Raw genomic sequence first — 24869 nt, 5'->3', positions numbered from 1 at the left:
TTGAACTAACTTATCATGAGCGCGAGGGTTCCGTGACCATAGAGAAACCGACCAGCATTCTTTTCATCTGCGCCGGCAATATCTGCCGTTCACCGCTTGCCGAGGGCGTGATGGGACATGTTCTTGAAGCACGTGGTGTCCGCAATGTGCTGATCGATTCGGCAGGGACGAACGGTTATCACACGGGAGAAGAACCCGACGAACGGTCCATCAGCGTCGCGGCACGTCATGGTCTCGATATCAGCGCACAACGATGTCGCCAGCTGATCGCCGCCGATTTCAGCCGCTTCGACCTGATCCTTGGGATGGACCGCTACAATATGCGGATGATCGCACAACGGCAGCCTGCAAATGCAAGCGCGCATGTTGGGCTGTTCACCGAGATTGCGGAGGGAAAGGCAGTTGAAATCCCCGATCCCTATTATGGCGGAACCGGGGATTTCGAGCTGGTTTACCGGATGGTTCTGGCGTCTTCGAAAGCGCTGGCCGACCAGTTCTGGCGGGTGGACGCCACCAAAGGCCAGGCTTCTTCAACAATGTAAGGTCCGCCGCCCACGGAATCGCGGGAGGACATCAGCACGAAACGGCCCACCTTGAAGGGTGGCGTCGCGAAATTGCCGCGTGAAGAAAGGTAACGCACGACATCGTCGATGCGAGCGTTGCGAAGCCGCGCAAGCGTCACATGGGGTGTGAATTTGCGCGGGTCAGCGGGAATGTGCAGCCTCTGGCAGATGCGTTCGATTTCCGCCTGCAATGCGTTGAGTTCAGGCGACGGGGATACACCCGCATAAATGCTGTGCGGCTTTTTGGAGCCGAACGCATTGACACCCGACAGGTTGAGCATGAATTCGGGTCGCCGCACACGATCAAGCGCATTGGCAACCTCGTCGGCCACATGGCCTTCCACATCTCCGATAAAACGCAACGTTATGTGGTAGTTTTCGACATCAATCCAGCGTGCGCCGGGGAGACCGCCTCGCAATAATGAAAGCGAGAGCGCAGCATCGCGCGGGATTTCGAGGGCAGTGAAAAGACGCGGCATAAGGCATCCTCCTCGAAGCGTTCTGTGTCAGAGCGCTATGCGTCGTGGACGCATAAAGGACACTCTAACCTAGAGAGTCAAAACATCGTACCTGTCAGAAATCGATTCGGCTAAGTCGATGCATTTGTAGCGAATCATCGTTTGAGTCCCGGAGCAAGCTGTTTATGCTCCTAACGGGTTTCAGCCTCCTGATGTCCCCTTGTTTTGCATGTCGGACAGGCTTTTTTCGATAGTGGGCATAAAGTTTGCCACCATTGCTTCGACACCTTTTTCGTTGGGGTGCATTCCATCCTCAAGCAGAAGATCCTTCTTGGTTGCTACGCCGTCGAGGAAAAACGGGTAGAGCGGTACGCCATATTTCTGCGCCAGCTTCGGATAAATCGGGTTGAACTTGGCGGCATAGTCCTTGCCCATATTGGGTGGCGCGATCATGCCTGCCAGAATGACGGAAATGCCGCGCTCCTTGAGGCGCGCCAGCATGTCGTCCAGATTCTTTTCCGTAATATCGGGCTGGATGCCGCGCAGGGCATCGTTGGCGCCGAGTTCAAGAATGACGAGGTCAGTTCCATCGGGGATGGACCAGTCGATGCGCGACAGGCCGCCGGTGGTTGTGTCGCCCGATACGCCTGCATTTTCAATTGAAACCTCGACGCCCTTGTCGTTCAGCGCTTTTTCAAGCTGCTGCGGAAAGGCGGCGTTGACGGGCAGGAGATAACCGGCCATCAGGCTGTCACCGAAGCCGACAACCTTGACCTGCGAAAGCTGCTCGGTCGGCAGAGCGTCTTCCAGGCCCGTCGGGTCCTCCTGTGCCGGCTCTTGCTGGGCATAGACGCTGCCAGCAAAAACCGATCCGAGGATCGCAAAAATCGAGAGCCATGCCGGAATTGAGAGTTTGAAACGCATCGTTGGCAACCCATATTCGGTAAAAGGGTGAGCGACAGCTCACGTGATTTATTCAATAGTTGGCGCAACATAAGTTCAAATTTGTGGCGCGCTCTTCAGTTCTACTGATTCATATAGGAAGAAAACCGCGTGACGGAACAGGCTGTTGGCCCGATTATCGAACTTGAGAATGTTCATCTGACGCTTGGCCATGCTGCATCATCGGTGCATGTGCTGAAGGGTGTCTCCCTCAATATTGCCAGCGGCCAGTCCGTGGGCATTGTCGGTCCGTCCGGTTCGGGTAAATCCACACTTCTCATGGTTCTGGCAGGGCTGGAGCATGTCGATAACGGAACTGTGAAGATTGCGGGCGAGACCATCAGCCAGATGAGCGAGGATCAGGCAGCCGCTTTTCGCGGGGCCAATATCGGCATCGTGTTCCAGTCGTTTCACCTGATCCCCAATATGACGGCGCTGGAAAATGTGGCGGTTCCGCTGGAGCTGGCCGGACGCCGGGACGCATTCGACGTTGCGGAACGCGAGTTGAAGGCCGTTGGACTTGGCGAACGGCTGACGCATTACCCATCCGAACTGTCCGGCGGTGAGCAGCAGCGCGTGGCGATTGCACGCGCGCTTGCGCCGTCGCCGAAAATTCTCATTGCCGATGAGCCGACCGGTAATCTCGACACCACGACAGGGCGGCAGATTGCCGATCTGCTCTTCGCCAAACAGCGCGAAAACGGGCTGACCATGGTGCTGGTTACCCACGATCCGTCGCTGGCTGCGCGTTGCGACCGCGAGATTCCCGTCCGTTCCGGTTGCATCGAAGAACCTGCCAAGGGTGGTGCGGTGCTTGAGAAACTGGTGGCTGGCGCATGAAATCTGCGACGTCGCTTTCGCTGGCACTCCGCTTTGCACTGCGCGAAATGCGCGGCGGGCTTGCCGGGTTCTATATTTTTCTGGCCTGCATCGCGCTTGGCGTGGCGGCCATTGGCGGCGTCAATTCCGTGGCGCGGTCGGTCAGCACCGGCATTGCGTCGGAAGGTCAGAGCATTCTCGGCGGTGATGTCAGCTTTGCGCTCAATCAGCGCGAAGCATCCGTCGATGAGCGCGCCTTTATCGAAAAGCAGGGCAGGATGGCCGAAAGCGCGACAATGCGCTCCATGGCTCGTATGCCGGATGGTTCCGACCAGTCGCTGGTCGAGGTGAAGGCGGTCGATGCCGCCTATCCGCTCTATGGTACGCTGAAGGTCGCACCGGAGCAGTCGCTGGCCGATATGACGGCGGTCAAAGGCGATGTTTACGGCGCTGCGGTCTCCCAGGATTTTCTCAACCGCATGGGGCTGTCGCTCGGCGCAAAGGTACTGCTCGGTTCGCAAACATTCGAATTGCGCGGTGTGATCGAAAGCGAACCGGACCTTCTTTCGTCCGGCTTCAATTTTGCACCGCGTTTTCTGGTTTCGCTTGATGGCTTGCGGGCTTCGGGTTTGATCCAGCCGGGCAGCCTTGTCGACCATGTTTATAAGGTCGCGCTTCCCAATGGCGCGCCAGATTCGGCAATTGCCGAAGTCAGACGTCTGGCGACCGCCGATTTCCCGGATGCCGGATGGAATATCCGCTCCCGCGCCAATGCCGCTCCGGCGCTGAGCGCCAATATCGAGCGCTTCTCGCAGTTCCTGACACTGGTGGGCCTGACGGCGCTGATCGTCGGTGGTGTCGGTGTGGCCAATGCTGTGCGCGCTTATCTCGATGGCAAGCGCGGTGTGATCGCGACCTTCAAGTCGCTTGGCGCGCCTGCGCGCTTTGCGGTTCTGGTCTATCTGGTGCAGATCATGGTGATTGGCCTGATCGGTATTGTGCTTGGGCTCATTCTGGCGGCGATTATTCCGTTTGCTGCTGGAATAGTGCTGGCCAATTATCTGCCGGTCGCCGGTGGCGGCGGCTTCTTTCCCGGCGCGTTGGCGCTCGCCGCCGTCTTCGGCCTGATCACCACGCTCGCCTTTGCGATCATTCCGCTCGGTCGCGCCCGCGATATTCCGGCGACGGCCCTGTTCCGCGAGCAGGGCTTTGAGCAGCGTGGTCTGCCACCGCTGCTTTATCTGGGGCTGGCGGTTCTGCTGATTGCGGCTCTCGCCGCTCTGGCGCTTTACGTTGCCTATGACCGGCGGATTGCGGCGATCTTCATCGTCTCGGCCATTGCTGCTTTCGGCGTGCTGCGGCTTGTGGCCGATGGCATACGCTGGCTTGCCCGCCGCGCACCGCGTGTGCGCTCGACGGCGCTTCGGCTTGCAGTCGGCAATATTCACCGTCCCGGTGCGCTGACGCCTTCAGTGGTGCTTTCGCTCGGCCTCGGCCTTACGCTGATGGTGGCGATTGCGCTGATCGATGGTAATCTGCGCCGTCAGGTCACTGAGAATATTCCGGCACAGGCGCCGGACTTCTTTTTCGTCGATATCCAGAACCGCGACATTGGCGATTTCACCAAACTGGTGAGCGGTATCGTGCCAGACGGCAAGCTCACCTCCGGCCCGATGCTGCGTGGGCGTATCGTGGCTTTCAACGGCACCAATCTCCGCGACATGACCATTCCGCCTGAGGCGGCATGGGTTCTGCGCGGCGACCGCGGCATTACATTTGCCGACAAGGTGCCGGATAACTCGACGCTGAGCGAAGGTGAATGGTGGCCTGCCGATTATAGCGGTGAGCCGCTGGTCTCTTTCTCCGAACGGGAAGGCAAGGAACTGGGCCTGAAGCTTGGAGACAAGGTGACGGTCAATGTGCTGGGCCGCAACATCACCGCAAAGATCGCGAGCTTCCGTCAGGTGCAGTGGGAAACGCTGGCGATGAATTTCGTCATGGTGTTTTCGCCCAACACCTTTGCCGGTGCGCCAGCGACATGGCTTGCAACGCTCACCATTCCGGACAACCAGAAAAACCGCGCGCCCGATGTGCTCCGACAAGTTACCAAGACATGGCCCGCTGTCACGACAGTCAGCGTGACCGATGCGCTCAATGTCGCCAATGATCTCATCAGCCAGCTTGCAACAGCCATTCGCGCTGCGGCTTCCATTGCGCTTGCCGCTTCGGTTCTGGTGCTGGGCGGTGCGCTGGCTGCGGGCAACCGCGCCCGGGTACACGATGCTGTCGTCCTGAAGACGCTGGGGGCCACACGCGGCACGCTGATTGCAGCCTATGTCATGGAATATATGCTGCTCGGTCTCGCGACAGCCCTTTTTGCACTTGCCGCCGGCAGTGCGGCTGGCTGGTATGTCGTGGTGGAAATCATGAAGCTCAAGGCGAGCTTCCTGCCTGATGTGGCGCTGATGACCGTGGCGGTTGCGCTGGTGCTGACGGTCGGTTTCGGATTGGCCGGTACATGGCGCGTGCTGGGCCAGAAGCCTGCACAAGTGCTCCGGACTATATGAGCGATTTGTAATGTGGGGGGCTCAAAAAGCATAAGCCATTGGATCGTATGGAGAATGCGGTTCGGTTTTTCGCCGTGACCCTCGCGTTTTTTTACAGGCGGTACTTGTACGTGAGGGCCATAATCCCCATAATGTCAGGCAGGCATGCTGGAGTCCCGCCAGCGGCGCCTGGCGGCGGCTCGCCGGAATGAGCGCCCCGACACCGGACGGGACATGGCAAGAGGATTTAAGTCATGGCTGACTTTCGCAATATTCAGGCGCAGCAGAGGCCCGTAGGCGGCGCTCGCGCCGATGCAGGCATCGATCAGGGTCTGCGCAGCTATATGCTGGGCGTCTATAACATGATGGCTATCGGCCTGGCCGTTACCGGCCTTGCTGCATTCGCCGTTGCGGCACTCGCAACGACGACGGACCCGTCCGCAGCCGTCGCGCAGCTTGCTAACGGCAAGATGCTCACGGGCCTTGGCGTCGCGCTCTACACCTCGCCGCTGCGCTGGGTGGTGATGCTTGCGCCGCTGGCGGCAGTGTTCTTCCTGAGCTTCCGCATCGAACGTCTTTCGGTCTCGACCGCTAACGCCGTCTTCTGGGGCTATGCAGCTCTCGTCGGCCTGTCGCTGTCGTCGATCTTCCTGGTCTTCACCGGCCAGAGCATCGTTCGCACCTTCTTCGTGACCGCCGCGTCCTTCGGTGCGCTGTCGCTCTATGGCTACACGACCAAGCGTGATCTGTCCGCTATGGGCTCGTTCCTGATCATGGGCCTGTTCGGTCTGATCCTGGCTTCGGTCGTCAATATCTTCCTCGGCTCCTCGGCATTGCAGTTTGCAATCTCGGTGATCGGTGTTCTGATCTTCGCAGGCCTCACCGCCTACGACACGCAGTCGATCAAGGAAATGTATTACGAAGGCGATGCTTCGGATACGCAGGGCCGCAAGGTCGTGATGGGCGCGCTGCGTCTCTACCTCGACTTCATCAACATGTTCACCTTCCTGCTGCAGTTCATGGGCAACCGTAACTAATCAGCAGAAGAAGCTGGAATGCGAAAGGGCAGCGGTAACGCTGCCCTTTTTGCTTTTGTCTGACGGTTTCATGATGCATGCTGGAAATGTGTAAAATCATTTCTCCGGTTCTGCCTCATGCCCATCGTTCGCGATTTCCTCCCCACCGACATCGATGCCATCACTGCGATCTATACCGAAGCCGTGCTGAACGGTTCCGGGTCTTATGAGGTTGAGCCGCCCTCGCGTGAAGATTTGCGACAGCGCTTTGAGGGCTTTGTCGAGCAGGGTTTCCCAATTCTGATTGCGGAAGAGGAGGGCGTGGTGCTGGGCTATGCCTATGCCAGCTATTTCCGCACCAGACCGGCCTATCGCTGGCTTGCGGAGGATTCGATCTATATCGCGCCAGAGGCCAAGAATAAGGGCGTCGGCAAGCTTCTCCTGCGCGAGCTGATCGAACGGGTAACGGTTTTGGGTTTCCGGCAACTATTGGCCGTCATCGGCGATGGTGAGAACAATATTGGTTCGGTACGGCTGCATGAAAGCCTAGGCTTCCAGCATTGCGGACGGATCGAGGGTTCAGGCTTCAAGCACGGGCGCTGGCTGGATACCGTGCTGATGCAGCTGTCGCTCAATGGCGGGCGCACGCTTGAGCCGGGCAGGATGCCGCTATCCTCATCCTGAGCGCGGCGACGTTCAGGCCTCGACGAGTTTCAGGCTCTTGTCAAAAACGCGCAGCACACGTTCCAGCTCATGGCCGCGCTTCATGATCAGCCCGCTTGCGGCGATAACCGAATAAGCACCCTGCTTTTGAGCCAGCTTGGGATTCTTCTCGATGCGGAACAGCGGAACCTCGCTGGCGCGCCGGAAGATGGAAAAGACGGCCCGGTCACTCAAATGGTCGATGGCGTAGTCACGCCATGCCCCGGCGGCAACCATCCGGCCATAAATGTTCAGAATCTTGCCAAGTTCATGCCGGTCGAAACTGATGGTGGAGGGGGTCGGTCTGGCGCGGTCGAGTGAGACGACCTTTGGCGACGCGGACGCGTTGGACGAGGATGATGAATCCTCACTTGCTGCGCTTGAAATATCCATGTCCTTCCTTTCAGCCCTGTGGGTGGCGAAGCGGCAGGCGCGTCTTCGCTGAAACGAAGCGCATGACAGTAGGGTGATGCTTTTGTGAAACAAATTCAAGTGCAGGCGGCGGCCCTGCTGTTCAATTGACCGGGATTTCCCTCATAAAACGCCAGATTCACTGCCTGTTTGATCGTGCATTAGTTGTTCACGAAAAACGAAAGTCTGTCTGGAATGGTGATCGTTGAACACATTTTCGCCTTGTCAGCTTCGCATTCCAGCCTGATTATGGCTTCAGCATCCACGTGTTGCCTGAGACGGTTCGGTTCGGGTATGTCCGACCCCAAGCCCCCCGCCCAAAGGACTGCCCGAGCCGAACCAACCTTCTTCGTCCGACCGTGCCGCAACACTGATACGGTCTCCAGATCTCCGAGACTGATACCCTTCCCGAAAAGTGACGACTATGTTCGATATCCGACAATGCTGCCGGATTTGAAAACTATGGTTTGTGCTGAAGCCGCCGCGGTCAGAGGCCGACTGGCGCTTTTTCCTTGAACATGGCCGCGCCATGGATGCGCCCGAGCGAATTGTCGTCCCTGGTTTCCTGCAGAATGACCGCGCAACCGGAAACATCCTTGCGTTTCAGTTCGGAAGCGGGGAGTTCGATTTTCAGCGCCTTGCCGTCCCACATGCCGATCGTGTTGATCTCGCTCACCGTGTTTCGGTAAGTGATATCCTGACCGGCATTCTCGCCTTCGGTGATCGGTATGGTCACCGCATCGCGGAAATAGAACAGCACCACATGCACCGGTGATTTCGGCTTTTCGCCAGCACCGATTTCGATGGACAAACGACCATCATCGAGCCGGTTGATTGCGACAGGCACAGTCAGCTTGTCGGCAGCGATCTGTGCGTTGATAGCCCCGCCATCGCGACCGTTGACCTCCGCCCGGCCGTTGATGATGGCCTGCGGCGTATAGATCATGCGCGCGTTGAAGGAATTGCGATAGGCATTCTGCCGGTCGGTATTATCCTGGGTAGCAAGCGTGTCGCGCCACCCCATATAATCCCAGTAATTGACGTGAAACGACAGCGCCAGCACGCTCGGATCATCGGCGAATTTGGCAAAATTATCGTCAGCCTTCGGGCAGGATTTGCAGCCTTGGCTGGTGAAAAGCTCGATAACGGCAGTCTTCTTCGGCGCAGCTTCAGCCAAAGCGGAGCCTTGCATGGAGACACAACCGGTGAAAGCCAGCCCCAGAACGGCGCATATGTTGCGCCAACCCGGCTGGAAATCGCCGGTCAGCCATGTGGCTGTTCCATAAAAAGAGGGCTGAGCGGTCACTTTAGTTTCATCCTGCACTAATTGATGATGACATCTATTATGTAGGAATTGCGTCGATCAATGGGAATTCACGTTGCGGTGAGATTCCGGGGCAAGTGTGCTCTATTTGCGTCATATCAATCCCGAAATGTCGAGATTCGCGCGCGAAAACCGCAAAAATGAGAGTTTCGGCGTTGAAACTGCCGGAAAATAAAAAAGCCGCCGGATTGCTCCGGCGGCTTTTTGTTTCAATCAGACGCTGATTATGCAGCGAGATCGCGCAGAACGGTCTGCAGAATGCCGCCGTTCTTCATGTAGTCCAGTTCGTCCAGCGTATCGATGCGGCAGATCAGCGGAACCTTCTTCACCGAGCCGTCGGCATAGGTGATGGAAGCGTCGACCTTCTGACGCGGACGCACATCGGCAAGACCTTCGATGGTGACGATTTCGTCGCCCTTGAGGCCAAGCGTCTGCCAGCTTGTGCCTTCCTCGAAGACGAAAGGCACAATGCCCATGCCGACGAGGTTGGAGCGGTGAATACGCTCGAAGGACTGAGCGATCACGGCCTTGACGCCGAGCAGATTGGTGCCCTTGGCAGCCCAGTCACGCGAAGAACCGTTACCGTATTCGACGCCTGCGAAGACGACGAGCGGCACGCCCTCGGCCTTGTACTGCATGGCAGCATCATAGATCGAGGTTTCTTCCTTCGACGGGTAGTGGATGGTGTAGCCGCCTTCACGTCCGTTTTCGCCCAGCATGTGGTTGCGGATACGGATATTTGCGAAGGTGCCGCGCATCATCACTTCATGGTTGCCGCGACGCGTGCCGTACTGGTTGAAGTCGGCAATGCCGACGCCATGGTCGATGAGATACTTGCCGGCAGGCGACTGAGCCTTGATGGAACCAGCAGGCGAAATGTGGTCGGTCGTGATCTTGTCGCCGAAGAGACCAAGAATACGAGCGCCCTTGACGTCGCCGATCTGACCTGCCGACTTGCCCATGCCGACGAAGTAAGGCGGGTTCTGCACATAGGTCGAGTTGTCGTCCCACGCATAGGTCTGGCCGGCAGGAACCTGAACAGCCTGCCAGTTGGCATCGCCCTTGAACACGTCTGCATATTTCTCCGAGAAGATTTTGCGGGTGACGTTCTTGGCGATGAATTCCTGGATTTCCTTCGAGGAAGGCCAGATGTCGCGCAGGAATACCGGGTTGCCGTTCTGGTCTTCGCCGAGCGGCTCCTTGGTCAGGTCCTTGGTGACCGTACCGGCAAGAGCGTGGGCGACAACGAGCGGCGGCGAAGCAAGGTAGTTTGCCTGCACGTCCGGAGAGACGCGGCCTTCGAAGTTACGGTTGCCGGACAGAACGGCAGCCGCGATCAGGCCCTTTTCGTTGATCGTCTTGGAGATCGGCGCAGGCAGCGGGCCGGAATTGCCGATGCAGGTCGTGCAGCCGAAGCCGACGAGGTTGAAGCCGAGTGCATCGAGATCCTTCTGGAGGCCAGCGGATTCGAGATAGGCGGCAACGACCTGAGAGCCGGGAGCCAGCGACGTCTTGACCCAAGGCTTGGTCTTGAGGCCCTTGGCGACGGCGTTGCGAGCCAGCAGACCGGCAGCAATCAGCACGCTCGGGTTCGAGGTGTTGGTGCAGGACGTGATAGCGGCAATCACCACATCGCCATGACCAAGGTCGAAGTCTTCGCCTTCAACGGCATAACGCGTGGTCTGGCCGGTGGTCTTCTTGTACTCGTTTTCCAGCGAGGTTGCGAAACCGGAACCGATGTTTTCCAGCGGAATACGGCCTTCCGGACGCTTCGGACCGGCCATCGACGGAACGACGTCGGCCATGTCGAGTTCGAGAATGTCGGTGAAGACCGGATCGGCTGCACCCTTGTCGCGCCACATGCCCTGCGCACGGCAGTAAGCTTCAACCAGCTCGATGCGATGTTCGTCGCGACCGGTGGTGTTCATGTAGTTCAGCGTTTCACTGTCAACCGGGAAGAAGCCACAGGTTGCGCCATATTCCGGGCCCATATTGGCAATGGTCGCACGGTCGGCCAGCGTCATGTTTTCGAGGCCTTCGCCGAAGAATTCGACGAACTTGCCGACAACGCCCTTCTTGCGCAGCATCTGCGTGACGGTGAGCACGAGGTCGGTCGCGGTGACACCTTCCTTGACCTTGCCGGTCAGGCGGAAGCCGATAACTTCCGGCAGAAGCATGGAAACCGGCTGGCCGAGCATGGCAGCTTCAGCTTCGATACCGCCCACGCCCCAGCCCAGAACGCCAAGGCCGTTGACCATGGTCGTGTGGCTGTCGGTGCCGACGCATGTGTCGGGATAGGCAACGGTTTCGCCGTCTTCTTCCTTGGTCCAGACTGCCTGGGCCAGATATTCGAGGTTTACCTGATGGCAGATGCCGGTGCCAGGAGGAACAACGCGGAAGTTCTGGAACGCCTGCTGGCCCCACTTCAGGAAGCGGTAGCGTTCGCCGTTGCGCTGATATTCGAGGTCCACATTGGCCTTGAACGCGCTTGGATTGCCGAATTCGTCAACGATGACCGAGTGATCGATAACCAGATCTACGGGCACGAGCGGATTGATCTTCTCCGGGTCGCCGCCGAGCGCCTTGAGGCCGTCGCGCATGGCTGCAAGGTCGACAACGGCTGGAACGCCGGTGAAGTCCTGCATGAGAACGCGGGCTGGGCGGTAGGCGATTTCTGCGCCGGCTTTGCCGCGGTCGGCAAGCCACTTGGCAACAGCTTCGATGTCCGACTTCTTAACGGAGCGGTCGTCCTCGAAGCGAAGCAGGTTCTCAAGAAGAACCTTCATGGAGAAAGGAAGCTTGGAAACACCCTCGAGGCCGTTCTTTTCGGCTTCGGTCAGGCTGTAATAGACATAGTCTTTACCACCTACGGTGAGGGTCTTGCGGCATTTGAAGCTGTCAATGTGTGACACTGCATTCGTCCTTATGCTACTGGCCGGAAAACCAGGACGAACGCCTAGGCTAGCGTTTCAAGGACGCGCCAAGGTGCGGGTGCAGTCATTTCCGCTGTCCGTCCCGAAGCCTGGGGCCCGAACTTTTTATTGCGGGTGCCAGGTGTTGAGATCGGCCAAAAATGGTTTCCACGCCGACCGCTGGCGTGGTAGCTGCTATATAGAGAGTTTCCTAAAACGATTCCAGACTGAATCTCGTGAATTCGCCTGCTTGCGGCGAAATGTTGCGATCCTCCCGGTTGTTCCATCGAGCTGGGAAGCGGTTGGTTTTTGAGGAGAGAAAATGCGGCTTGAGGCCGAAAATCTGGGCGGCGAACGGGGCGGCGAGACAATCTTCTCCAACGTTTCTTTCACGCTCGATAGCGGGGAGGCGCTGGTGGTCACCGGCCCGAACGGGTCAGGCAAATCCACCTTGCTGCGGATCATCTGCGGCTTGCTCGCGCCCGAAGAGGGGCGGATCGAACTGACCGAAGGCGGTGCATCACTGCCGGTGCAGGCAGCCTGCCATTATCTCGGCCATCAGAATGCGATGAAACCGGCCTTGAGCGTGCGCGAGAATCTCTTGTTCTGGCAGCGCTTTAACGGTCAGGACACCACTGCGCCGCTGCTTGAAGTCGATGAGGCGCTGGAAGCCGTCAATCTGCCCGGCGTTGAACATCTGCCCTTCGGCTATCTCTCCACCGGACAAAAGCGCCGTGTTTCCATTGCCAAGCTTCTGGTCAGCTATCGTCCGCTATGGATTGTCGATGAGCCGACGGCAGGTCTCGACAAGGCATCCGAAGCGCGCTTTGCCGGGCTGATGCACGACCATCTGCAACAGGGCGGCATGATCATTGCTGCCACGCATATTCCGCTGGGACTGGAAGCAATTTCAGGGAAAGTGGAGGCCGGTTTCCCGTCAGAAACTGCGATAGTCAGAAATATTTCTATCAAGTCGCTCGATATGGCCGGTTTCTCGCATGAGGCCTTTTGATGCTGGCGCTGTTTCTTCGCGACATGCGCTTGAGCTTTCGCGCGGGTGGCGGTGCGCTGGTCGGCATATTGTTCTTTCTCGCCGTCATTTCGGTGATGCCATTTGGCGTCGGGCCTGACCTCAATCTGCTGGCGCGGATCGGTCCGGCCATGTTGTGGATCGGCGCCTTGCTGGCGACGCTGCTTGGGCTTGACCGGCTGTTTCAGGTTGACCGCGACGATGGCTCTCTCGATCTTCTGCTGATCGGCTCTGACCGGCACATGCTGGCGCTCACGGTGCTGGTCAAATGCATTGCCCATTGGGCGTCAAGCGTGTTGCCGCTGGTGATCGCGTCGCCCATGCTCGGCCTTTTCATGAATATGGATGCAGCGGCAATAGGCGCTACGACCTTGACGCTTCTGGTCGGCACGCCTGCCATTGCCTTTGTCGGCGCAGTGGGGGCGGCGCTGGCGGTGGCCTTGCCGCGCGGCGGACTGCTTGTTTCCGTCATCGTGCTGCCGCTCACCATACCGGTCCTCATTTTTGGTGTATCTGCTTCTTATGGAGCGACGGTAGACAACGCCCCCTTTCTGGCTCCATTTCTGGTTTTGTCCGCGCTCACGCTGTTTTTCGCGGTGCTGGGGCCGCTGGCCGCGAGCGCCGCGCTCAAGAATTCGGCGGATTGAACATGATCCCGAAAAGTGGGAACCGGTTTTCGGTGGTCATCATGTTCGGCGGATTGACGCAGTTGATTACGGTCAATTGAACGGCATAAGGGGGGAGGTTAAGTATAGGTCATGACGAAAGACGCAGTGAAAACCGCAAGCTGGCTCGATATGGCCAACCCCACCCGCTTCCTTGCCTTTGCGGGCAAGGTTTTGCCGTGGCTGTCGGCGCTTGCCGTTCTGTTCCTTGTCGGCGGTCTCGCCATGGTCTTCCTGTCGCCAGACGATTACCAGCAGGGCCTCACGGTCCGCATCATGTATATTCATGTGCCTTTCGCATGGCTTTCCATGATGTGCTATTCGATCATGGCTGTGTCCGCACTGGGAACGCTGGTCTGGCGGCATCCGTTGGCCGATGTCTCGATCCGGGCCGCCGCGCCGCTTGGTGCCGTGTTCACGGCCTTGGCGCTGGCTACGGGTTCGCTCTGGGGCAAACCCATGTGGGGCACATGGTGGGTGTGGGACGCACGCCTGACCTCGGTTTTCGTGCTGTTCCTGATGTATCTTGGCATTATCGCTCTGTCGCGCGCCTTCGCCGATCCGGCCAAGAGCGCCAAGCCTGTGGCCGTGCTGACGCTGGTCGGCTTCATCAATATCCCGATCATCAAATTCTCGGTCGACTGGTGGAACACGCTGCACCAGCCAGCGTCGGTTTTCCGCATGGGCGGGCCGACCATCGATGCATCCATGTTGCGTCCGCTGTTCGTGATGGCGATTGGTTTCACGCTGCTGTTCTTTGCGCTGCATATGATGGCGATGCGTAACGAAATCTGGCGCCGCCGCGTGGCTTCGATGAAGAAGCTGGCCGCCCGCAACGCCGATCGCAAGCGCAGCAAACAAATCCAGGAAGAGGGCGCGGTATGAGCAATCATCTCGGCTTCGTCGTGGCTGCATATGGCATCACAATCGTGGCGCTTGTCCTGACCGTTGGGTGGATATTCATCGATCAGCGTATCCAGAAAAACGAGCTGAAGCGGCTTGAGGCGCAGGGCGTGCGCCGCCGGTCCTCGAAGCCAGCCGGGTCGGCACAATGAGTGAGGCCACGCAAAAACCTGCTGCGCCGAAAAAGCGTGCCAAATGGGTAGCGCTTCTGCCTCTGCTGGTCTTTGTGGGGCTGGCTGCCGTCTTTGCCGTGCAGCTTTTGTCCGGCAAGGATAGCTCGGCCATTCCATCCGCGTTGATCGGCAAGCAAGCACCGCAAACCAATCTCCCGGCAGTCGAAGGCCTGATGCGCGACGGGGTTCCAGTGCCGGGCCTCAACAGCGAAGATTTCAAAACGAGTCCGGGGGGCAAGCTGACACTGGTGAATGTCTGGGGATCGTGGTGCGTTCCCTGCCGCCAGGAGCACCCGCTTCTGATGGAAATCGCCAAGGATAGCCGCATTCGTCTGGTGGGCCTCAATTATAAGGACCAGCCTGAAAATGCCCGCCGTTTTCTGGGCGATCTCGGCAATCCCTTTGCCGCCGTCGGTGCCGACCGTGCGGGTCGTTCAGCCATCGAATGGGGTGTCTATGGCGTGCCTGAAACCTTCCTCGTCGGCCCCGATGGCAAGATCATCTACAAGCATGTCGGACCGTTTACGCCGGAGTCGGTGCGTGATGATCTGATGCCTGCGGTGGCGAAGGCTGTGCAGTAATCTACGGAGGTTGCTGCGCTGCTCTTTTCCCTCATCCTGAGGAGGGGCCCTGAGCTTGCGAAGGGAACCGTCTCGAAGGGTTTGAGGGGGTGAAGCAACCGGTTTACAACGGGCCAAAATGAAAAAGCCCCGCATGTGCGGGGCTTTTGCTTTTCTTATTATCAAATCAATCCGGCAATTTCCGAACCGCACCCTTCGCAGCACTCGTTGCCATGGAGGCATACGCCTTCAGCGCGGTTGAAACCTTGCGCTTGCGCTCTTCAAGCGGTTTCCAGCCTGTTGCTTCCTGCTCGGCGCGGCGTTCGGCCAGCGTCGCATCGTCCACGGCGAGGTGGATCTTCCGGTTCGGAATGTCGATATCGATGATATCGCCTTCGCGCACCAGACCGATCGTGCCGCCTTCGGCCGCTTCCGGCGAAACGTGGCCGATGGAGAGGCCCGACGAACCGCCCGAGAAACGACCGTCGGTGATCAGCGCGCAGGCCTTGCCCAGACCCTTCGACTTCAGATAGCTGGTCGGGTAGAGCATTTCCTGCATGCCGGGACCGCCGCGCGGGCCCTCATAGCGGATCAGCACAATGTCGCCAGCCTTGATCTTGCCGTTCAGAATACCGAGCACAGCCGTATCCTGACTTTCGAAGATGCGCGCCGGGCCGGAGAACTTCAGGATGGATTCATCCACGCCTGCTGTCTTCACGATGCAGCCGTCTTCGGCCAGATTACCGTAAAGCACGGCCAGACCGCCGTCCTGACTGAACGCATGTTCCTTGGAGCGGATGACGCCCTTTTCGCGGTCGGTATCGACGCTGTCGAAGCGGCGTTCCTGGCTGAAAGCCACCTGCGTCGGCACGCCGCCGGGCGCAGCCGAGTAGAACTTGTGCACCATTTCGCTGTTGGTGCGGGTCACGTCCCAATGATCCAGCGCCTTGGCAACAGTCTGGCTGTGCACGGTCGGCAGATCGGTATTGATCAGGCCTGCCTTGTCGAGCTGGCCGAGGATGCCCATGATGCCGCCTGCACGGTGCACATCTTCCATGTGAACCGTGTTGTTGGCAGGCGCGACCTTGCAGAGCACCGGCACGCGGCGCGACAGGCGGTCGATATCGGCCATGGTGAAATCGATTTCGGCTTCCTGTGCGGCGGCGAGAAGATGCAGAACCGTGTTGGTCGAGCCGCCCATGGCGATGTCGAGCGTCATGGCATTTTCAAAGGCCGGGAAGCTTGCAATCGAGCGCGGCAGCACGCTTTCGTCGTCCTGCTCGTAATAACGGCGGGCGAGATCGACGACCAGATGACCGGCTTCCACGAAGAGGCGCTTGCGGTCGGCATGGGTTGCGAGCGTCGAGCCATTGCCCGGCAGCGACAGGCCGAGCGCTTCGGTGAGGCAGTTCATCGAGTTCGCGGTGAACATGCCCGAGCACGAACCACAAGTCGGGCAGGCGGAGCGTTCAATCGTCTTGACCTGCTCGTCGGTATAGTGATCGTCAGCGGCGGCGACCATGGCGTCGACAAGGTCGAGCTTCTTGACCTGATCGTCCCAGATCACCTTGCCTGCTTCCATCGGTCCGCCCGAAACGAACACGACCGGGATATTGAGGCGCAATGCGGCCATCAGCATGCCGGGGGTGATCTTGTCGCAATTGGAAATGCAGACCATCGCATCGGCGCAATGGGCATTGACCATATATTCGACCGAGTCGGCGATGAGTTCGCGCGACGGCAGCGAATAGAGCATGCCGTCATGGCCCATGGCGATGCCGTCATCGACCGCGATGGTGTTGAATTCCTTGGCGACGCCGCCAGCGCTTTCGATTTCGCGCGCGACGAGCTGGCCGAGATCCTTGAGGTGAACGTGGCCCGGCACGAACTGCGTGAACGAGTTCACCACAGCAATAATCGGCTTGCCGAAATCCTCATCCTTCATGCCGGTGGCGCGCCATAGGCCGCGCGCACCCGCCATATTGCGGCCGTGGGTGGTTGTTCGCGAACGATAAGGAGGCATTTTCTGACCTTTTAGGAATTAAACCGGAGCGATTTCATCCGAACCGCCCCATCCATTGATAGTAACCCATTTCCTGTCACAAAACCGTATCACGCTTTTGCTGGAAACATTCTAACTTCATTGCCGATATGACAGAACCCCTTGCAGCAGGCAAAGCGCAAATTGCCCCATATTGCCAGTGGCGGGACCAATTGCAGGTTTACAAACAACGAAAAGGGTTCCGGTGTGCGACAGCTTTCGCAGGCACAGGCAACCCCAATCTAGCAGGTTCTTGTTATAATGCAAAAGAATTCAGGCTTAAAACGTAACGAAATTGCTTGAACTCAGTTTGTGGCCATTGCCATGGCGGTATCAAGCAGGGCGTTCGCTGTCTTCATACGCTGTTCCGCATCGGCACGAAACTCCGGCGGCAGGCGGTCCGGATGGTTGTTGGCAGCAAAGCTCCGGCGCAGACGCTGTAGCTCAGTGCGCTTCAAACCGGGGCGAAGATCAAGCTCGCGCCTTATAGCATCCGGTGACTGGTTTTGCATGCGTGCTGCGATTTCACGCCGCTCTGTTTCAAGAAGGGTCTCAGGCCGCTCTGTCTCCGCGCTCTTTTCCTCAAGGTCAAAGAGGGGAGCGAGATCGACTTCCGGTCGCGATGGTGCGGCACTATCGCTAAACCCTGCGGAGAAAACCGCCGATGCGAGATTGATCTGCGGCCGGATCACGGTTTCTTCCTGACCGGAGCTTGCTTCGGCTTCTTTCAGGACAGTTGCAAAATCCGGGAAGGCCTGCCGCATCGGTCTCAGCGCGCCGCAACGGCCGAAAGGGCGGTGGCCAGTGTGCGGGTCAGTATGATGGGCGGGATCGGCTTCTGGAAGACCGGCACTTCGGGATAGCGCGCTGCGAGTTCAGCGGGCAGTCCGCCGCCTGTATGGATGACGACGAATGTGTTGCGGCTTTTCAGCCGGTCGAGAATAGGTTCGACATTGCCGTCAGCCAGATTCACATCGAGGATGGCGGCGTCGACTTCGTTTCTGCTGATGAGATCCATCGCCTGCCGGACAGTGCCGACCGGACCGACAACCGTCCCGTTCGCATCTTCCACAGTCGCGGCAACGTCGAGAGCGACGAAAATTTCGTCCTCCACAACCAGTATGCGCCGCTGTTCAAGATCGTTCATCACTGTCTTTCACCTCTACGGGAGCCCACGTTGCGAGGCCCGCGCTTCCATTCAGAAAATGCGCGAACACTAAGGGTGGTTCCCTTCGCTGCATGATAATTCACTTATGGTGAATCAAATCTTTACCGCAGGAAGAGGTCCCGAAGACAATCAGCCGATGTTTAGCCGATACTCAAAATGCTGTGAAAGTCAGCGTGGTCAGGGAACGCACGATATTGGGAATGTTGAGCACGTTCTCATTGATGAATTTGCCGATATCGTGGTCCTCGGTGACGTAGATTTTCGCCAGCAGGTCGAATTCGCCGCTGGTCGAGTAAAGCTCGGACACGATCTCGCGCTGAAAGAGAGTGTCGGCAACCTCATAGGTTTTGCCGGGAGCGCACTGCAGTTGCAGGAAAACGGGCTTCATGTCTCTACCTTTCGCATCGGATGGCGGCGTTCGAGGTTTCAAACACGGTCGGGCAGGCGAAATCAAGAGCCATTGCGTGATAGAACCTGCCCACTTGCTGCAAATTCTGTTCGAAACCTGATCGACCGCATGACCAAAAGCTGTGGTCAAAAGGAGCGATGGGTCACAATTGCTCTGGTAATATATCAATTTCAGGTGATGATCGGCTTTGCGTCCCAAATCGCTGTTATAGTCCCGCGCTCTGCGTCGGAGTACAATTTTCACCCTACACCGATGCATTTGCGAGGAGTATCCGAAGGTCTCATGAAATTTATGTCTGTTCTGTCCCCGGCTTTTGCCGTCGCTTGCCTTGTCTCTCTGGTTTCGATGGCTTTGCCGGCTTCCGCAATGAATGCTTCTGAAAAAGCGCAGCTCGAAAAGCTCGATCCAGATACCCGTCTGGAGCAGCGTTGCGATGTGGAGGCCATGGAGCGGATAACCCGCGAACAGAATAAATTCTCGGTCGACAAGGTGCTGGCCTACGCTTTTTCCGATCCGGTGACGCAGAAAAACTCCATCGATGCAGAAGGCGCTGCATTCCGCAGCCGCGAGCGCTGGTACAAGCTCGCCTTCACCTGCAAGACCGATGACGAGCACATCAATATCACGTCGTTCAAATATGATATTGGCGACGAAGTCCCCGAAGACCAGTGGGACAAGCACTATCTGGTGCCTTGATCGGGCCCCGCTTCCTTTTACTCTAGCGAATTTTCATTCGAACGGCTGATCCAGCCTGTTGCAGGCGGGGCAGGCGCGCGCGACCAATGATCCCGAATATATTGGGCCCGAATATATTGGGATTGCCTGCCTGTGCGATGTGTGGTCTCACTGTATTAATTATTGCTAAACTTATAATAATAATCGGTTTTCTGGATATGACGCTTAATATCACCGTTGCATTTATCGTTGTCGGCTTGCTGTTTTGCTATCTCAAATGCCGCAAGCTTGGCCTTGTTTCTATTGCCATCGGCATTGTTCTTTATGGCGCAATCGCATCGGCAATTCTGCCTGATTTTCTGATGCAGCGCTTGCAGTCGCCTTATTCATCAAGGCTGCCATCGCCAATCCAGGACAACACCGCCTTTATCATTTTCGGCATGGGGACGCAGACGGTCACCGAGCGTGGTGAGAAAGTGGTTGAGCCACTTGCCTTTTCTTATGGGCCGATTCTTGCCGCTGCGGGCATGAACCATCAATGTGTCGCGAGCGCTTTGAAGTGCACCTTTATTGTCAGCGGTGCGGATGTGGCCGGGACGGGTGTAACCGAGGCAGCGTCAATCGCCGCACAACTGGTGAAGGCAGGCGTCGATCCCGCGTCCATTTTGTTGGACGGGAAGAGCCGAAACACCTGGCAGAACGCCAAAAATACCGCTGCAATTCTGCGCGCGATCAAGCCTGCCAAAGTCGTGCTGTTGCAGAATGCACCGATCATCAAGCGTGACCTCCTGTATCTGGCGCATTTCGGCGTGACGCCTGAGCCGGTCGCGGCTGGCTTTCTGACGGCAGCGCATACCAATATGTCTTCGGCTGGCCTCTATTTTCTGATAACCGATCTGGCGCTGCATGAAGCCATGGGCATCTGGCGCTACGACTTTTACAATTACATGGGCTGGAACGAGCCGAAACAGCCACCTCTTGTGTTGAACGCAGCTTCGGCGGCGATTCCTGCCCCTGCCCAGTGAGTTATTGATGCTACGTCCGGCGTGTTTCCATGGGGTGGCGGAAAAAATATCCCCGAAATATCCTCAAAAGGGAGTAGATTTTTCGAAGCCGTTTTAAATTTCGGTGAGGTTGTGGCATCCTGTCGTCAAAGACCTCTGATACTGTCCTGACCAATGGATACTCGAGGGATAACCCGTGGGGGGACCCAAAGGAAACAATGGAGGCGGTCGTGAAATTATCGAAACTTTCACTCACTTTGGCGGCATTGGTGGCAGCGGCATCGCTGGCTGGAACCGTTCAGGCAAGCCATGCGGATCAGACGCTTCTGAATGTGTCCTACGATCCAACGCGTGAGCTGTACAAGGATTACAATGCGGCCTTTGCGGCGCATTGGAAGAAGGAAACCGGCGAAACTGTCACCATCCGCGCATCGCATGGCGGTTCGGGTGCACAAGCCCGTTCGGTGATCGATGGCGTCAAGGCCGATGTCGTCACGTTGGCGCTCGAAAGCGATATCGACGCGATTGCGGAGCGCACGGGCAAGATCGATAAGGAATGGCGCAAGCGCTTGCCGAACAATTCGTCACCCTATACGTCGACCATCGTTTTTCTGGTGCGCAAGGGTAACCCGAAGGCCATCAAGGATTGGGGCGATCTGGTGAAGGATGGCGTGGAAGTCATCACGCCGAACCCGAAGACCTCCGGCGGCGCACGCTGGAACTATCTTGCCGCCTGGGCCTGGGCCTATAAGCAGTATGGCGGCGACGAACAGAAGATCAAGGATTACATCGCTGATCTGTTCCGCCACGTTCCGGTGCTCGATACCGGCGCACGCGGCGCGACGACCAGCTTTGTGCAACGCCAGCTGGGCGATGTGCTGCTAGCCTGGGAAAATGAAGCCTATCTCTCGGTTGCCGAATTTGGTGAAGACGCGTTCGATATCGTCGTGCCGCCACAATCGATCCTGGCTGAACCGCCGGTCGCGGTTGTTGACAAGAACGCCGAGGAAAATGGCACCACAAAGCTGGCGCAGGCCTATCTCGAATATCTCTATTCGCCGGAAGGTCAGGCCATCGCGGCCAAGCATTTCTACCGTCCGTCGAAGCCTGATCTGATCCCGGCTGACCAGCAGCGCAAACTTCCCGACTTGACGCTGGTCACCATCGATGATCCGATTTTCGGCGGTTGGGCCAAGGCACAGCCTTACCATTTCGGTGACGGAGGCACGTTCGACCAGATCTACAAGCCTGGCAAATAAGAGGCAGCCATTTCGGGGAGCCGCGGCAGACGCGGCTTTCCGTTTAATGCGCAATAAGAGCACAGTCAGCCCGCAAGAACCGGAGCTGATATTTGCAGCCACTGAAAAAGGGAACAAAACAACAGCATGTCTTCGCTCCCTGCACGGGCCAGAGCAGGGTTTCACTTTCGTAAGCCGAGCGTCATTCCAGGTTTCGGACTGACGTTCGGTTTCAGTGTTGCCTATCTGACTCTTCTCATTCTCATCCCGCTGGCAGCCCTCGTGCTGCGCTCCACCGATGTCGGTTTCGCCGGTTTCTGGCGGCTCATCACCGATGATCGCACGCTGAAGGCGCTCGAAACAAGCTTTGGAACGGCGTTTATCGCCGCTCTGGTCAATGTGGTGTTCGGCGTCATTCTGGCCTGGGTCCTGACCCGCTATCGCTTTCCCGGCCGCCGCGTCGTGGATGCGATTGTCGATATTCCCTTTGCATTGCCGACAGCAGTTGCCGGTATTGCGCTTGCGGCCATCTACGCACCGAATGGCTGGATTGGTAGCCTGTTTGCGCCCTTTGGCATCCGCATCGCCTTCACGCGTCTCGGCATTGTGATCGCGCTGATCTTCATCGGCCTGCCATTCGTGGTGCGCACCGTGCAGCCGATCATGGAAGAAATCAGCCGTGAGGTTGAAGAGGCAGCGGCGACGCTTGGTGCTTCGCGTTTCCAGACCATCTGGCGCGTGCTCCTGCCGAGCCTTCAGCCTGCCATTCTGACCGGCTTTGCGCTCGCCTTCGCGCGCGGCGTGGGTGAATATGGCTCGGTCATCTTCATTGCGGGCAACACGCCTTATGTATCGGAAATTACGCCGCTGCTGATCGTGGTCAAGCTGGAGGAGTTTGACTACGCCGGTGCGACAGCGCTGGCCACCATCATGCTGGTGCTATCCTTCGCGATGCTCTTGCTCATCAATCTCATTCAGGCGCGATCAAGAAAGAAATACGGCTATGGCGAATGAAAAAAAGCGCGCCAGCCGTAGTGCTGTGACCGAAAGCCGACCGACGCGCATCATCCTGATCGCGCTCGCGCTGGCGTTTCTGGCTCTCTTCCTGATTCTGCCGGTGATTGCAGTCTTTGTCGAAGCATTCCGCAAGGGCCCCACGGCCTATGTCGAGGCCTTGCTGGAGCCAGACGCCTGGTCGGCAATCAGACTCACTTTGACTGTCGCGGCCATCGCCGTGCCGCTCAATCTGGTCTTCGGCGTTGCCGCCGCCTGGGCAATCGCCAAGTTCGAATTCAAGGGCAAGGCGCTCTTGACTACGCTGATCGATCTGCCGTTTTCGGTGTCGCCGGTGATTTCCGGTCTGGTCTTCGTGCTGCTGTTTTCCAGCCACAGCCTGCTCGGGCCCTGGCTGGAGCAACATGGCATCCAGATACTCTTCGCGGTGCCCGGCATTGTGCTGGCGACGGTTTTCGTGACGTTTCCGTTTGTAGCGCGTGAATTGATCCCGCTGATGCAGGAACAGGGAACCGGTGACGAAGAAGCTGCGATTTCGCTTGGCGCCAACGGCTGGCAGACATTTCGCTATGTCACGCTGCCGAACGTCAAATGGGGCCTCCTCTATGGCGTTCTGCTTTGCAATGCGCGCGCCATGGGTGAATTCGGCGCCGTATCCGTGGTATCGGGCCGCATTCGCGGTCTCACCAATACGATGCCTTTGCATGTGGAAATTCTCTATAACGAGTATAACTTCGTCGCGGCATTCGCGGTGGCCTCGCTTCTGGCCCTGCTTGCGCTTCTGACGCTGGCGCTCAAGACAATCCTCGAACTGCGCTATAGCGATGAGCTGGCGGGCAGCAACGGGCACTGAAAACAATCTGGGATGCTGATCCCATGCGCTTGAACGCGCTTGAAAGAACGATGGCCGCGAAGCGGCAGGGGAAAGGATTGGGAATGGAAGTTCGTGTTGCCGATGTGCGTAAAGAGTTCGCCCGTTTTCCGGCTTTGCATAATGTGTCGCTGGATATCCGTTCTGGCGAACTGATCGCGCTGCTCGGCCCTTCCGGTTCGGGCAAGACCACGCTGTTGCGTTTGATCGCCGGACTGGAAACACCGACCGAAGGTACGATTTTCTTCGGTGAGGAAGACGCCTCGCAGAAAAGCGTGCAGGAGCGCAATGTCGGATTCGTTTTCCAGCATTATGCGCTGTTCCGGCATATGACGGTTGCGGACAATATCGGTTTCGGCCTCAAGGTTCGTCCCGGTTCAACCCGTCCGGCCACCGCTGAAATCCGCCGTCGCGCACTGGAGTTGCTCGATCTGGTGCAGTTGCAGGGGCTTGAAAAGCGCTATCCCGCCCAGCTTTCGGGCGGCCAGCGCCAGCGCGTCGCGCTTGCCCGCGCCATGGCCATCGAGCCGAAGGTTTTGCTTCTCGACGAGCCTTTCGGCGCGCTCGATGCGCTGGTGCGGAAGGAACTGCGCCGCTGGTTGCGTGAAATCCACGACAAGACCGGCCACACCACGGTTTTCGTGACGCACGATCAGGATGAAGCGCTGGAACTGGCCGACCGCGTTGTGGTCATGAGTCAGGGACGCATCGAACAGGTCGGCACGCCGGATGAGGTCTATGACGATCCGAACTCGCCTTTCGTCTATGGATTCATCGGCGAATCCAGCACGCTTCCGGTGCGGGTCGAGAATGGCGAAGTCTGGCTGACGGATCGCAATATCGGCCTCACCGCCGAGGGCGCTGCAAGCGGCGAGGCGCAGCTCTATTTCCGCCCGCATGATGTCGAACTGCTCGACGGTTGTGGCGGCTGCATCGCTGGCACGGTGGTGGCAAGCCGCCGTTCCGGCGGCAAGCGGCGCGTGGAGCTTGAGGTGGGCGGCGCGCGGGAGCGCATCGAGATCGAAATTCCGGCGGAACACCCGGCTGCGGAGAAAAGCCGCATCGCGTTTCGCCCGCGCTACTGGAAGTTGTTTCCGGCAGGTGGCCCCGAAAAGGCTTCGGCGGGAACTTCGGCAAAAGTCGACGCCTGAATCGCGATTTTTGGTCCAATAAACTGACAAAAGGCGGCTGTCGCGCGGTGATTCTTGCGCGACAGCCGCTTTTTTTGTCCTGTCGGGCGTGAATGCGGGCGCGCGCGTAAATTTCCTGCTCGCTTACTCAGAGTGGTATTATTTTAAATTTCAATATGTTACGATTGTAAAAGGCCACGATTTTCATAACGCAACATTACTGTTCGGAAAGAATTGTGCGTTGCGATTTAAACGGTTTGAATATCAGCACAATGCGCCGTCGCATTTTGGCCAA

At 57.9% G+C, this 24869-nt stretch carries 26 protein-coding genes; 17 read left to right on the top strand and 9 right to left on the bottom strand.

Translation table 11 applies throughout. The annotated features are described in order from the left end of the window. The first annotated feature begins 32 nt into the window (after positions 1-32). Positions 33-542: a low molecular weight protein-tyrosine-phosphatase gene (locus FHW00_RS00580; protein ID WP_078339710.1), complete on the top strand. Its 510-nt coding sequence runs from the start codon at positions 33-35 to the stop codon at positions 540-542. Here FHW00_RS00580 and thpR read toward each other — a convergent pair. Continuing rightward, entirely contained in the window at positions 452-1042 is a 591-nt protein-coding gene (gene thpR, locus FHW00_RS00575; protein WP_078339697.1) for an RNA 2',3'-cyclic phosphodiesterase, read from the bottom strand. The genes FHW00_RS00580 and thpR overlap by 91 nt on opposite strands. Positions 1043-1222: 180 nt before the next feature. Beyond that, positions 1223-1945, bottom strand: coding sequence for an arylesterase (locus FHW00_RS00570; protein ID WP_078339696.1), 723 nt, complete (start codon positions 1943-1945; stop codon positions 1223-1225). A gap of 129 nt (positions 1946-2074) precedes the next feature. Between FHW00_RS00570 and FHW00_RS00565 the strand changes: the two genes are divergently transcribed. From FHW00_RS00565 to FHW00_RS00550, 4 genes are all read left to right on the top strand, one after another. Then, positions 2075-2803 (top strand): ABC transporter ATP-binding protein, encoded by a 729-nt coding sequence (locus FHW00_RS00565; protein ID WP_078339695.1) that lies wholly within the window; start codon positions 2075-2077, stop codon positions 2801-2803. After that, positions 2800-5349 (top strand): ABC transporter permease, encoded by a 2550-nt coding sequence (locus FHW00_RS00560; protein WP_078339694.1) that lies wholly within the window; start codon positions 2800-2802, stop codon positions 5347-5349. The genes FHW00_RS00565 and FHW00_RS00560 overlap by 4 nt, the downstream gene beginning before the upstream one ends. Before the next feature lie 233 nt (positions 5350-5582). Further along, on the top strand, positions 5583-6365 hold the full coding sequence (locus FHW00_RS00555; protein ID WP_078339693.1) for a Bax inhibitor-1/YccA family protein: 783 nt from the start codon (positions 5583-5585) through the stop codon (positions 6363-6365). Positions 6366-6482: 117 nt separating this feature from the next. Next, complete coding sequence (locus FHW00_RS00550; protein WP_078339692.1) at positions 6483-7028, top strand: GNAT family N-acetyltransferase; 546 nt, start codon at positions 6483-6485, stop codon at positions 7026-7028. 12 nt (positions 7029-7040) lie between these two features. Here the strand turns inward: FHW00_RS00550 and FHW00_RS00545 are convergent, their stop codons facing one another. The 3 genes from FHW00_RS00545 to acnA form a co-directional block, all read right to left on the bottom strand. Next, complete coding sequence (locus tag FHW00_RS00545) at positions 7041-7439, bottom strand: DUF2794 domain-containing protein (RefSeq protein ID WP_078339691.1); 399 nt, start codon at positions 7437-7439, stop codon at positions 7041-7043. A 505-nt stretch (positions 7440-7944) separates the two neighbouring features. Continuing rightward, a complete protein-coding gene (locus FHW00_RS00540) occupies positions 7945-8679 on the bottom strand; it encodes a DUF1223 domain-containing protein (protein WP_078339709.1) in 735 nt (244 codons plus the stop codon). 326 nt (positions 8680-9005) lie between these two features. Then, positions 9006-11693 (bottom strand): aconitate hydratase AcnA, encoded by a 2688-nt coding sequence (gene acnA, locus FHW00_RS00535; protein ID WP_078339689.1) that lies wholly within the window; start codon positions 11691-11693, stop codon positions 9006-9008. 322 nt (positions 11694-12015) lie between these two features. On the opposite strand from acnA, the gene ccmA reads away from it, so the two are divergent. From ccmA to FHW00_RS00510, 5 genes are all read left to right on the top strand, one after another. After that, entirely contained in the window at positions 12016-12705 is a 690-nt protein-coding gene (ccmA, locus tag FHW00_RS00530; RefSeq protein ID WP_078339688.1) for a heme ABC exporter ATP-binding protein CcmA, read from the top strand. Next, positions 12705-13370, top strand: coding sequence for a heme exporter protein CcmB (gene ccmB / locus FHW00_RS00525; protein ID WP_078339687.1), 666 nt, complete (start codon positions 12705-12707; stop codon positions 13368-13370). Before ccmA ends, ccmB begins: the two co-directional genes overlap by 1 nt. A 111-nt stretch (positions 13371-13481) precedes the next feature. After that, positions 13482-14273 (top strand): heme ABC transporter permease, encoded by a 792-nt coding sequence (locus FHW00_RS00520; RefSeq protein ID WP_078339686.1) that lies wholly within the window; start codon positions 13482-13484, stop codon positions 14271-14273. Next, a complete protein-coding gene (gene ccmD / locus FHW00_RS00515) occupies positions 14270-14443 on the top strand; it encodes a heme exporter protein CcmD (RefSeq protein ID WP_078339685.1) in 174 nt (57 codons plus the stop codon). The genes FHW00_RS00520 and ccmD overlap by 4 nt, the downstream gene beginning before the upstream one ends. Further along, positions 14440-15045, top strand: coding sequence for a DsbE family thiol:disulfide interchange protein (locus FHW00_RS00510; protein ID WP_078339684.1), 606 nt, complete (start codon positions 14440-14442; stop codon positions 15043-15045). Before ccmD ends, FHW00_RS00510 begins: the two co-directional genes overlap by 4 nt. Before the next feature lie 166 nt (positions 15046-15211). Here the strand turns inward: FHW00_RS00510 and ilvD are convergent, their stop codons facing one another. The 4 genes from ilvD to FHW00_RS00490 all read right to left on the bottom strand — a co-directional run bounded on the left by ilvD (position 15212) and on the right by FHW00_RS00490 (position 18621). Continuing rightward, a complete protein-coding gene (gene ilvD, locus FHW00_RS00505) occupies positions 15212-17047 on the bottom strand; it encodes a dihydroxy-acid dehydratase (RefSeq protein ID WP_113533732.1) in 1836 nt (611 codons plus the stop codon). 323 nt (positions 17048-17370) lie between these two features. Further along, on the bottom strand, positions 17371-17829 hold the full coding sequence (locus FHW00_RS00500) for a hypothetical protein (RefSeq protein ID WP_078339683.1): 459 nt from the start codon (positions 17827-17829) through the stop codon (positions 17371-17373). A gap of 5 nt (positions 17830-17834) precedes the next feature. Beyond that, the gene (locus FHW00_RS00495; RefSeq protein WP_078339682.1) at positions 17835-18212 is read right to left on the bottom strand and encodes a response regulator; all 378 of its coding nucleotides are present in this window, start codon (positions 18210-18212) and stop codon (positions 17835-17837) included. 172 nt (positions 18213-18384) lie between these two features. Beyond that, on the bottom strand, positions 18385-18621 hold the full coding sequence (locus tag FHW00_RS00490) for an Lrp/AsnC ligand binding domain-containing protein (RefSeq protein ID WP_078339681.1): 237 nt from the start codon (positions 18619-18621) through the stop codon (positions 18385-18387). On the opposite strand from FHW00_RS00490, the gene FHW00_RS24470 reads away from it, so the two are divergent. From FHW00_RS24470 to FHW00_RS00460, 7 genes are all read left to right on the top strand, one after another. After that, the gene (locus FHW00_RS24470) at positions 18620-18742 is read left to right on the top strand and encodes a hypothetical protein (RefSeq protein ID WP_445557952.1); all 123 of its coding nucleotides are present in this window, start codon (positions 18620-18622) and stop codon (positions 18740-18742) included. The genes FHW00_RS00490 and FHW00_RS24470 overlap by 2 nt on opposite strands. Positions 18743-18924: 182 nt before the next feature. Continuing rightward, entirely contained in the window at positions 18925-19338 is a 414-nt protein-coding gene (locus FHW00_RS00485; RefSeq protein ID WP_078339680.1) for a DUF930 domain-containing protein, read from the top strand. A gap of 197 nt (positions 19339-19535) precedes the next feature. Further along, positions 19536-20342, top strand: coding sequence for a YdcF family protein (locus tag FHW00_RS00480; RefSeq protein ID WP_078339679.1), 807 nt, complete (start codon positions 19536-19538; stop codon positions 20340-20342). Positions 20343-20551: 209 nt separating this feature from the next. Further along, on the top strand, positions 20552-21580 hold the full coding sequence (locus FHW00_RS00475) for a sulfate ABC transporter substrate-binding protein (RefSeq protein WP_078339708.1): 1029 nt from the start codon (positions 20552-20554) through the stop codon (positions 21578-21580). Positions 21581-21706: 126 nt separating this feature from the next. Then, positions 21707-22573 (top strand): sulfate ABC transporter permease subunit CysT, encoded by an 867-nt coding sequence (gene cysT, locus FHW00_RS00470; protein ID WP_078339678.1) that lies wholly within the window; start codon positions 21707-21709, stop codon positions 22571-22573. Continuing rightward, positions 22563-23426 (top strand): sulfate ABC transporter permease subunit CysW, encoded by an 864-nt coding sequence (gene cysW / locus FHW00_RS00465; protein ID WP_078339677.1) that lies wholly within the window; start codon positions 22563-22565, stop codon positions 23424-23426. The genes cysT and cysW overlap by 11 nt, the downstream gene beginning before the upstream one ends. An 83-nt stretch (positions 23427-23509) precedes the next feature. After that, positions 23510-24595, top strand: a complete 1086-nt coding sequence (locus tag FHW00_RS00460; RefSeq protein WP_078339676.1) for a sulfate/molybdate ABC transporter ATP-binding protein — start codon at positions 23510-23512, stop codon at positions 24593-24595. Positions 24596-24869: the final 274 nt, after the last annotated feature.

Source organism: Ochrobactrum sp. P6BSIII (assembly GCF_014138065.1).
In the GTDB taxonomy this organism is placed as follows: Bacteria; Pseudomonadota; Alphaproteobacteria; order Rhizobiales; family Rhizobiaceae; genus Brucella.
The sequence above is the reverse complement of the archived record's forward strand: the minus strand, read 5'-3'. Positions and strand labels throughout refer to the sequence as shown.

Coding starts and splice junctions, on each gene's coding strand:
- thpR (WP_078339697.1), bottom strand. CDS start 1,042: ATGCCGCGTCTTTTCACTGCCCTCGAAATCCCGCGCGATGCTGCGCTC.
- FHW00_RS00570 (WP_078339696.1), bottom strand. CDS start 1,945: ATGCGTTTCAAACTCTCAATTCCGGCATGGCTCTCGATTTTTGCGATC.
- FHW00_RS00560 (WP_078339694.1), top strand. CDS start 2,800: ATGAAATCTGCGACGTCGCTTTCGCTGGCACTCCGCTTTGCACTGCGC.
- FHW00_RS00555 (WP_078339693.1), top strand. CDS start 5,583: ATGGCTGACTTTCGCAATATTCAGGCGCAGCAGAGGCCCGTAGGCGGC.
- FHW00_RS00550 (WP_078339692.1), top strand. CDS start 6,483: ATGCCCATCGTTCGCGATTTCCTCCCCACCGACATCGATGCCATCACT.
- FHW00_RS00545 (WP_078339691.1), bottom strand. CDS start 7,439: ATGGATATTTCAAGCGCAGCAAGTGAGGATTCATCATCCTCGTCCAAC.
- ccmA (WP_078339688.1), top strand. CDS start 12,016: ATGCGGCTTGAGGCCGAAAATCTGGGCGGCGAACGGGGCGGCGAGACA.
- ccmB (WP_078339687.1), top strand. CDS start 12,705: ATGCTGGCGCTGTTTCTTCGCGACATGCGCTTGAGCTTTCGCGCGGGT.
- FHW00_RS00520 (WP_078339686.1), top strand. CDS start 13,482: ATGACGAAAGACGCAGTGAAAACCGCAAGCTGGCTCGATATGGCCAAC.
- ccmD (WP_078339685.1), top strand. CDS start 14,270: ATGAGCAATCATCTCGGCTTCGTCGTGGCTGCATATGGCATCACAATC.
- FHW00_RS00510 (WP_078339684.1), top strand. CDS start 14,440: ATGAGTGAGGCCACGCAAAAACCTGCTGCGCCGAAAAAGCGTGCCAAA.
- ilvD (WP_113533732.1), bottom strand. CDS start 17,047: ATGCCTCCTTATCGTTCGCGAACAACCACCCACGGCCGCAATATGGCG.
- FHW00_RS00500 (WP_078339683.1), bottom strand. CDS start 17,829: ATGCGGCAGGCCTTCCCGGATTTTGCAACTGTCCTGAAAGAAGCCGAA.
- FHW00_RS00495 (WP_078339682.1), bottom strand. CDS start 18,212: ATGAACGATCTTGAACAGCGGCGCATACTGGTTGTGGAGGACGAAATT.
- FHW00_RS24470 (WP_445557952.1), top strand. CDS start 18,620: ATGTCTCTACCTTTCGCATCGGATGGCGGCGTTCGAGGTTTCAAACAC.
- FHW00_RS00490 (WP_078339681.1), bottom strand. CDS start 18,621: ATGAAGCCCGTTTTCCTGCAACTGCAGTGCGCTCCCGGCAAAACCTAT.
- FHW00_RS00485 (WP_078339680.1), top strand. CDS start 18,925: ATGAAATTTATGTCTGTTCTGTCCCCGGCTTTTGCCGTCGCTTGCCTT.
- FHW00_RS00480 (WP_078339679.1), top strand. CDS start 19,536: ATGACGCTTAATATCACCGTTGCATTTATCGTTGTCGGCTTGCTGTTT.
- cysT (WP_078339678.1), top strand. CDS start 21,707: ATGTCTTCGCTCCCTGCACGGGCCAGAGCAGGGTTTCACTTTCGTAAG.
- cysW (WP_078339677.1), top strand. CDS start 22,563: ATGGCGAATGAAAAAAAGCGCGCCAGCCGTAGTGCTGTGACCGAAAGC.
- FHW00_RS00460 (WP_078339676.1), top strand. CDS start 23,510: ATGGAAGTTCGTGTTGCCGATGTGCGTAAAGAGTTCGCCCGTTTTCCG.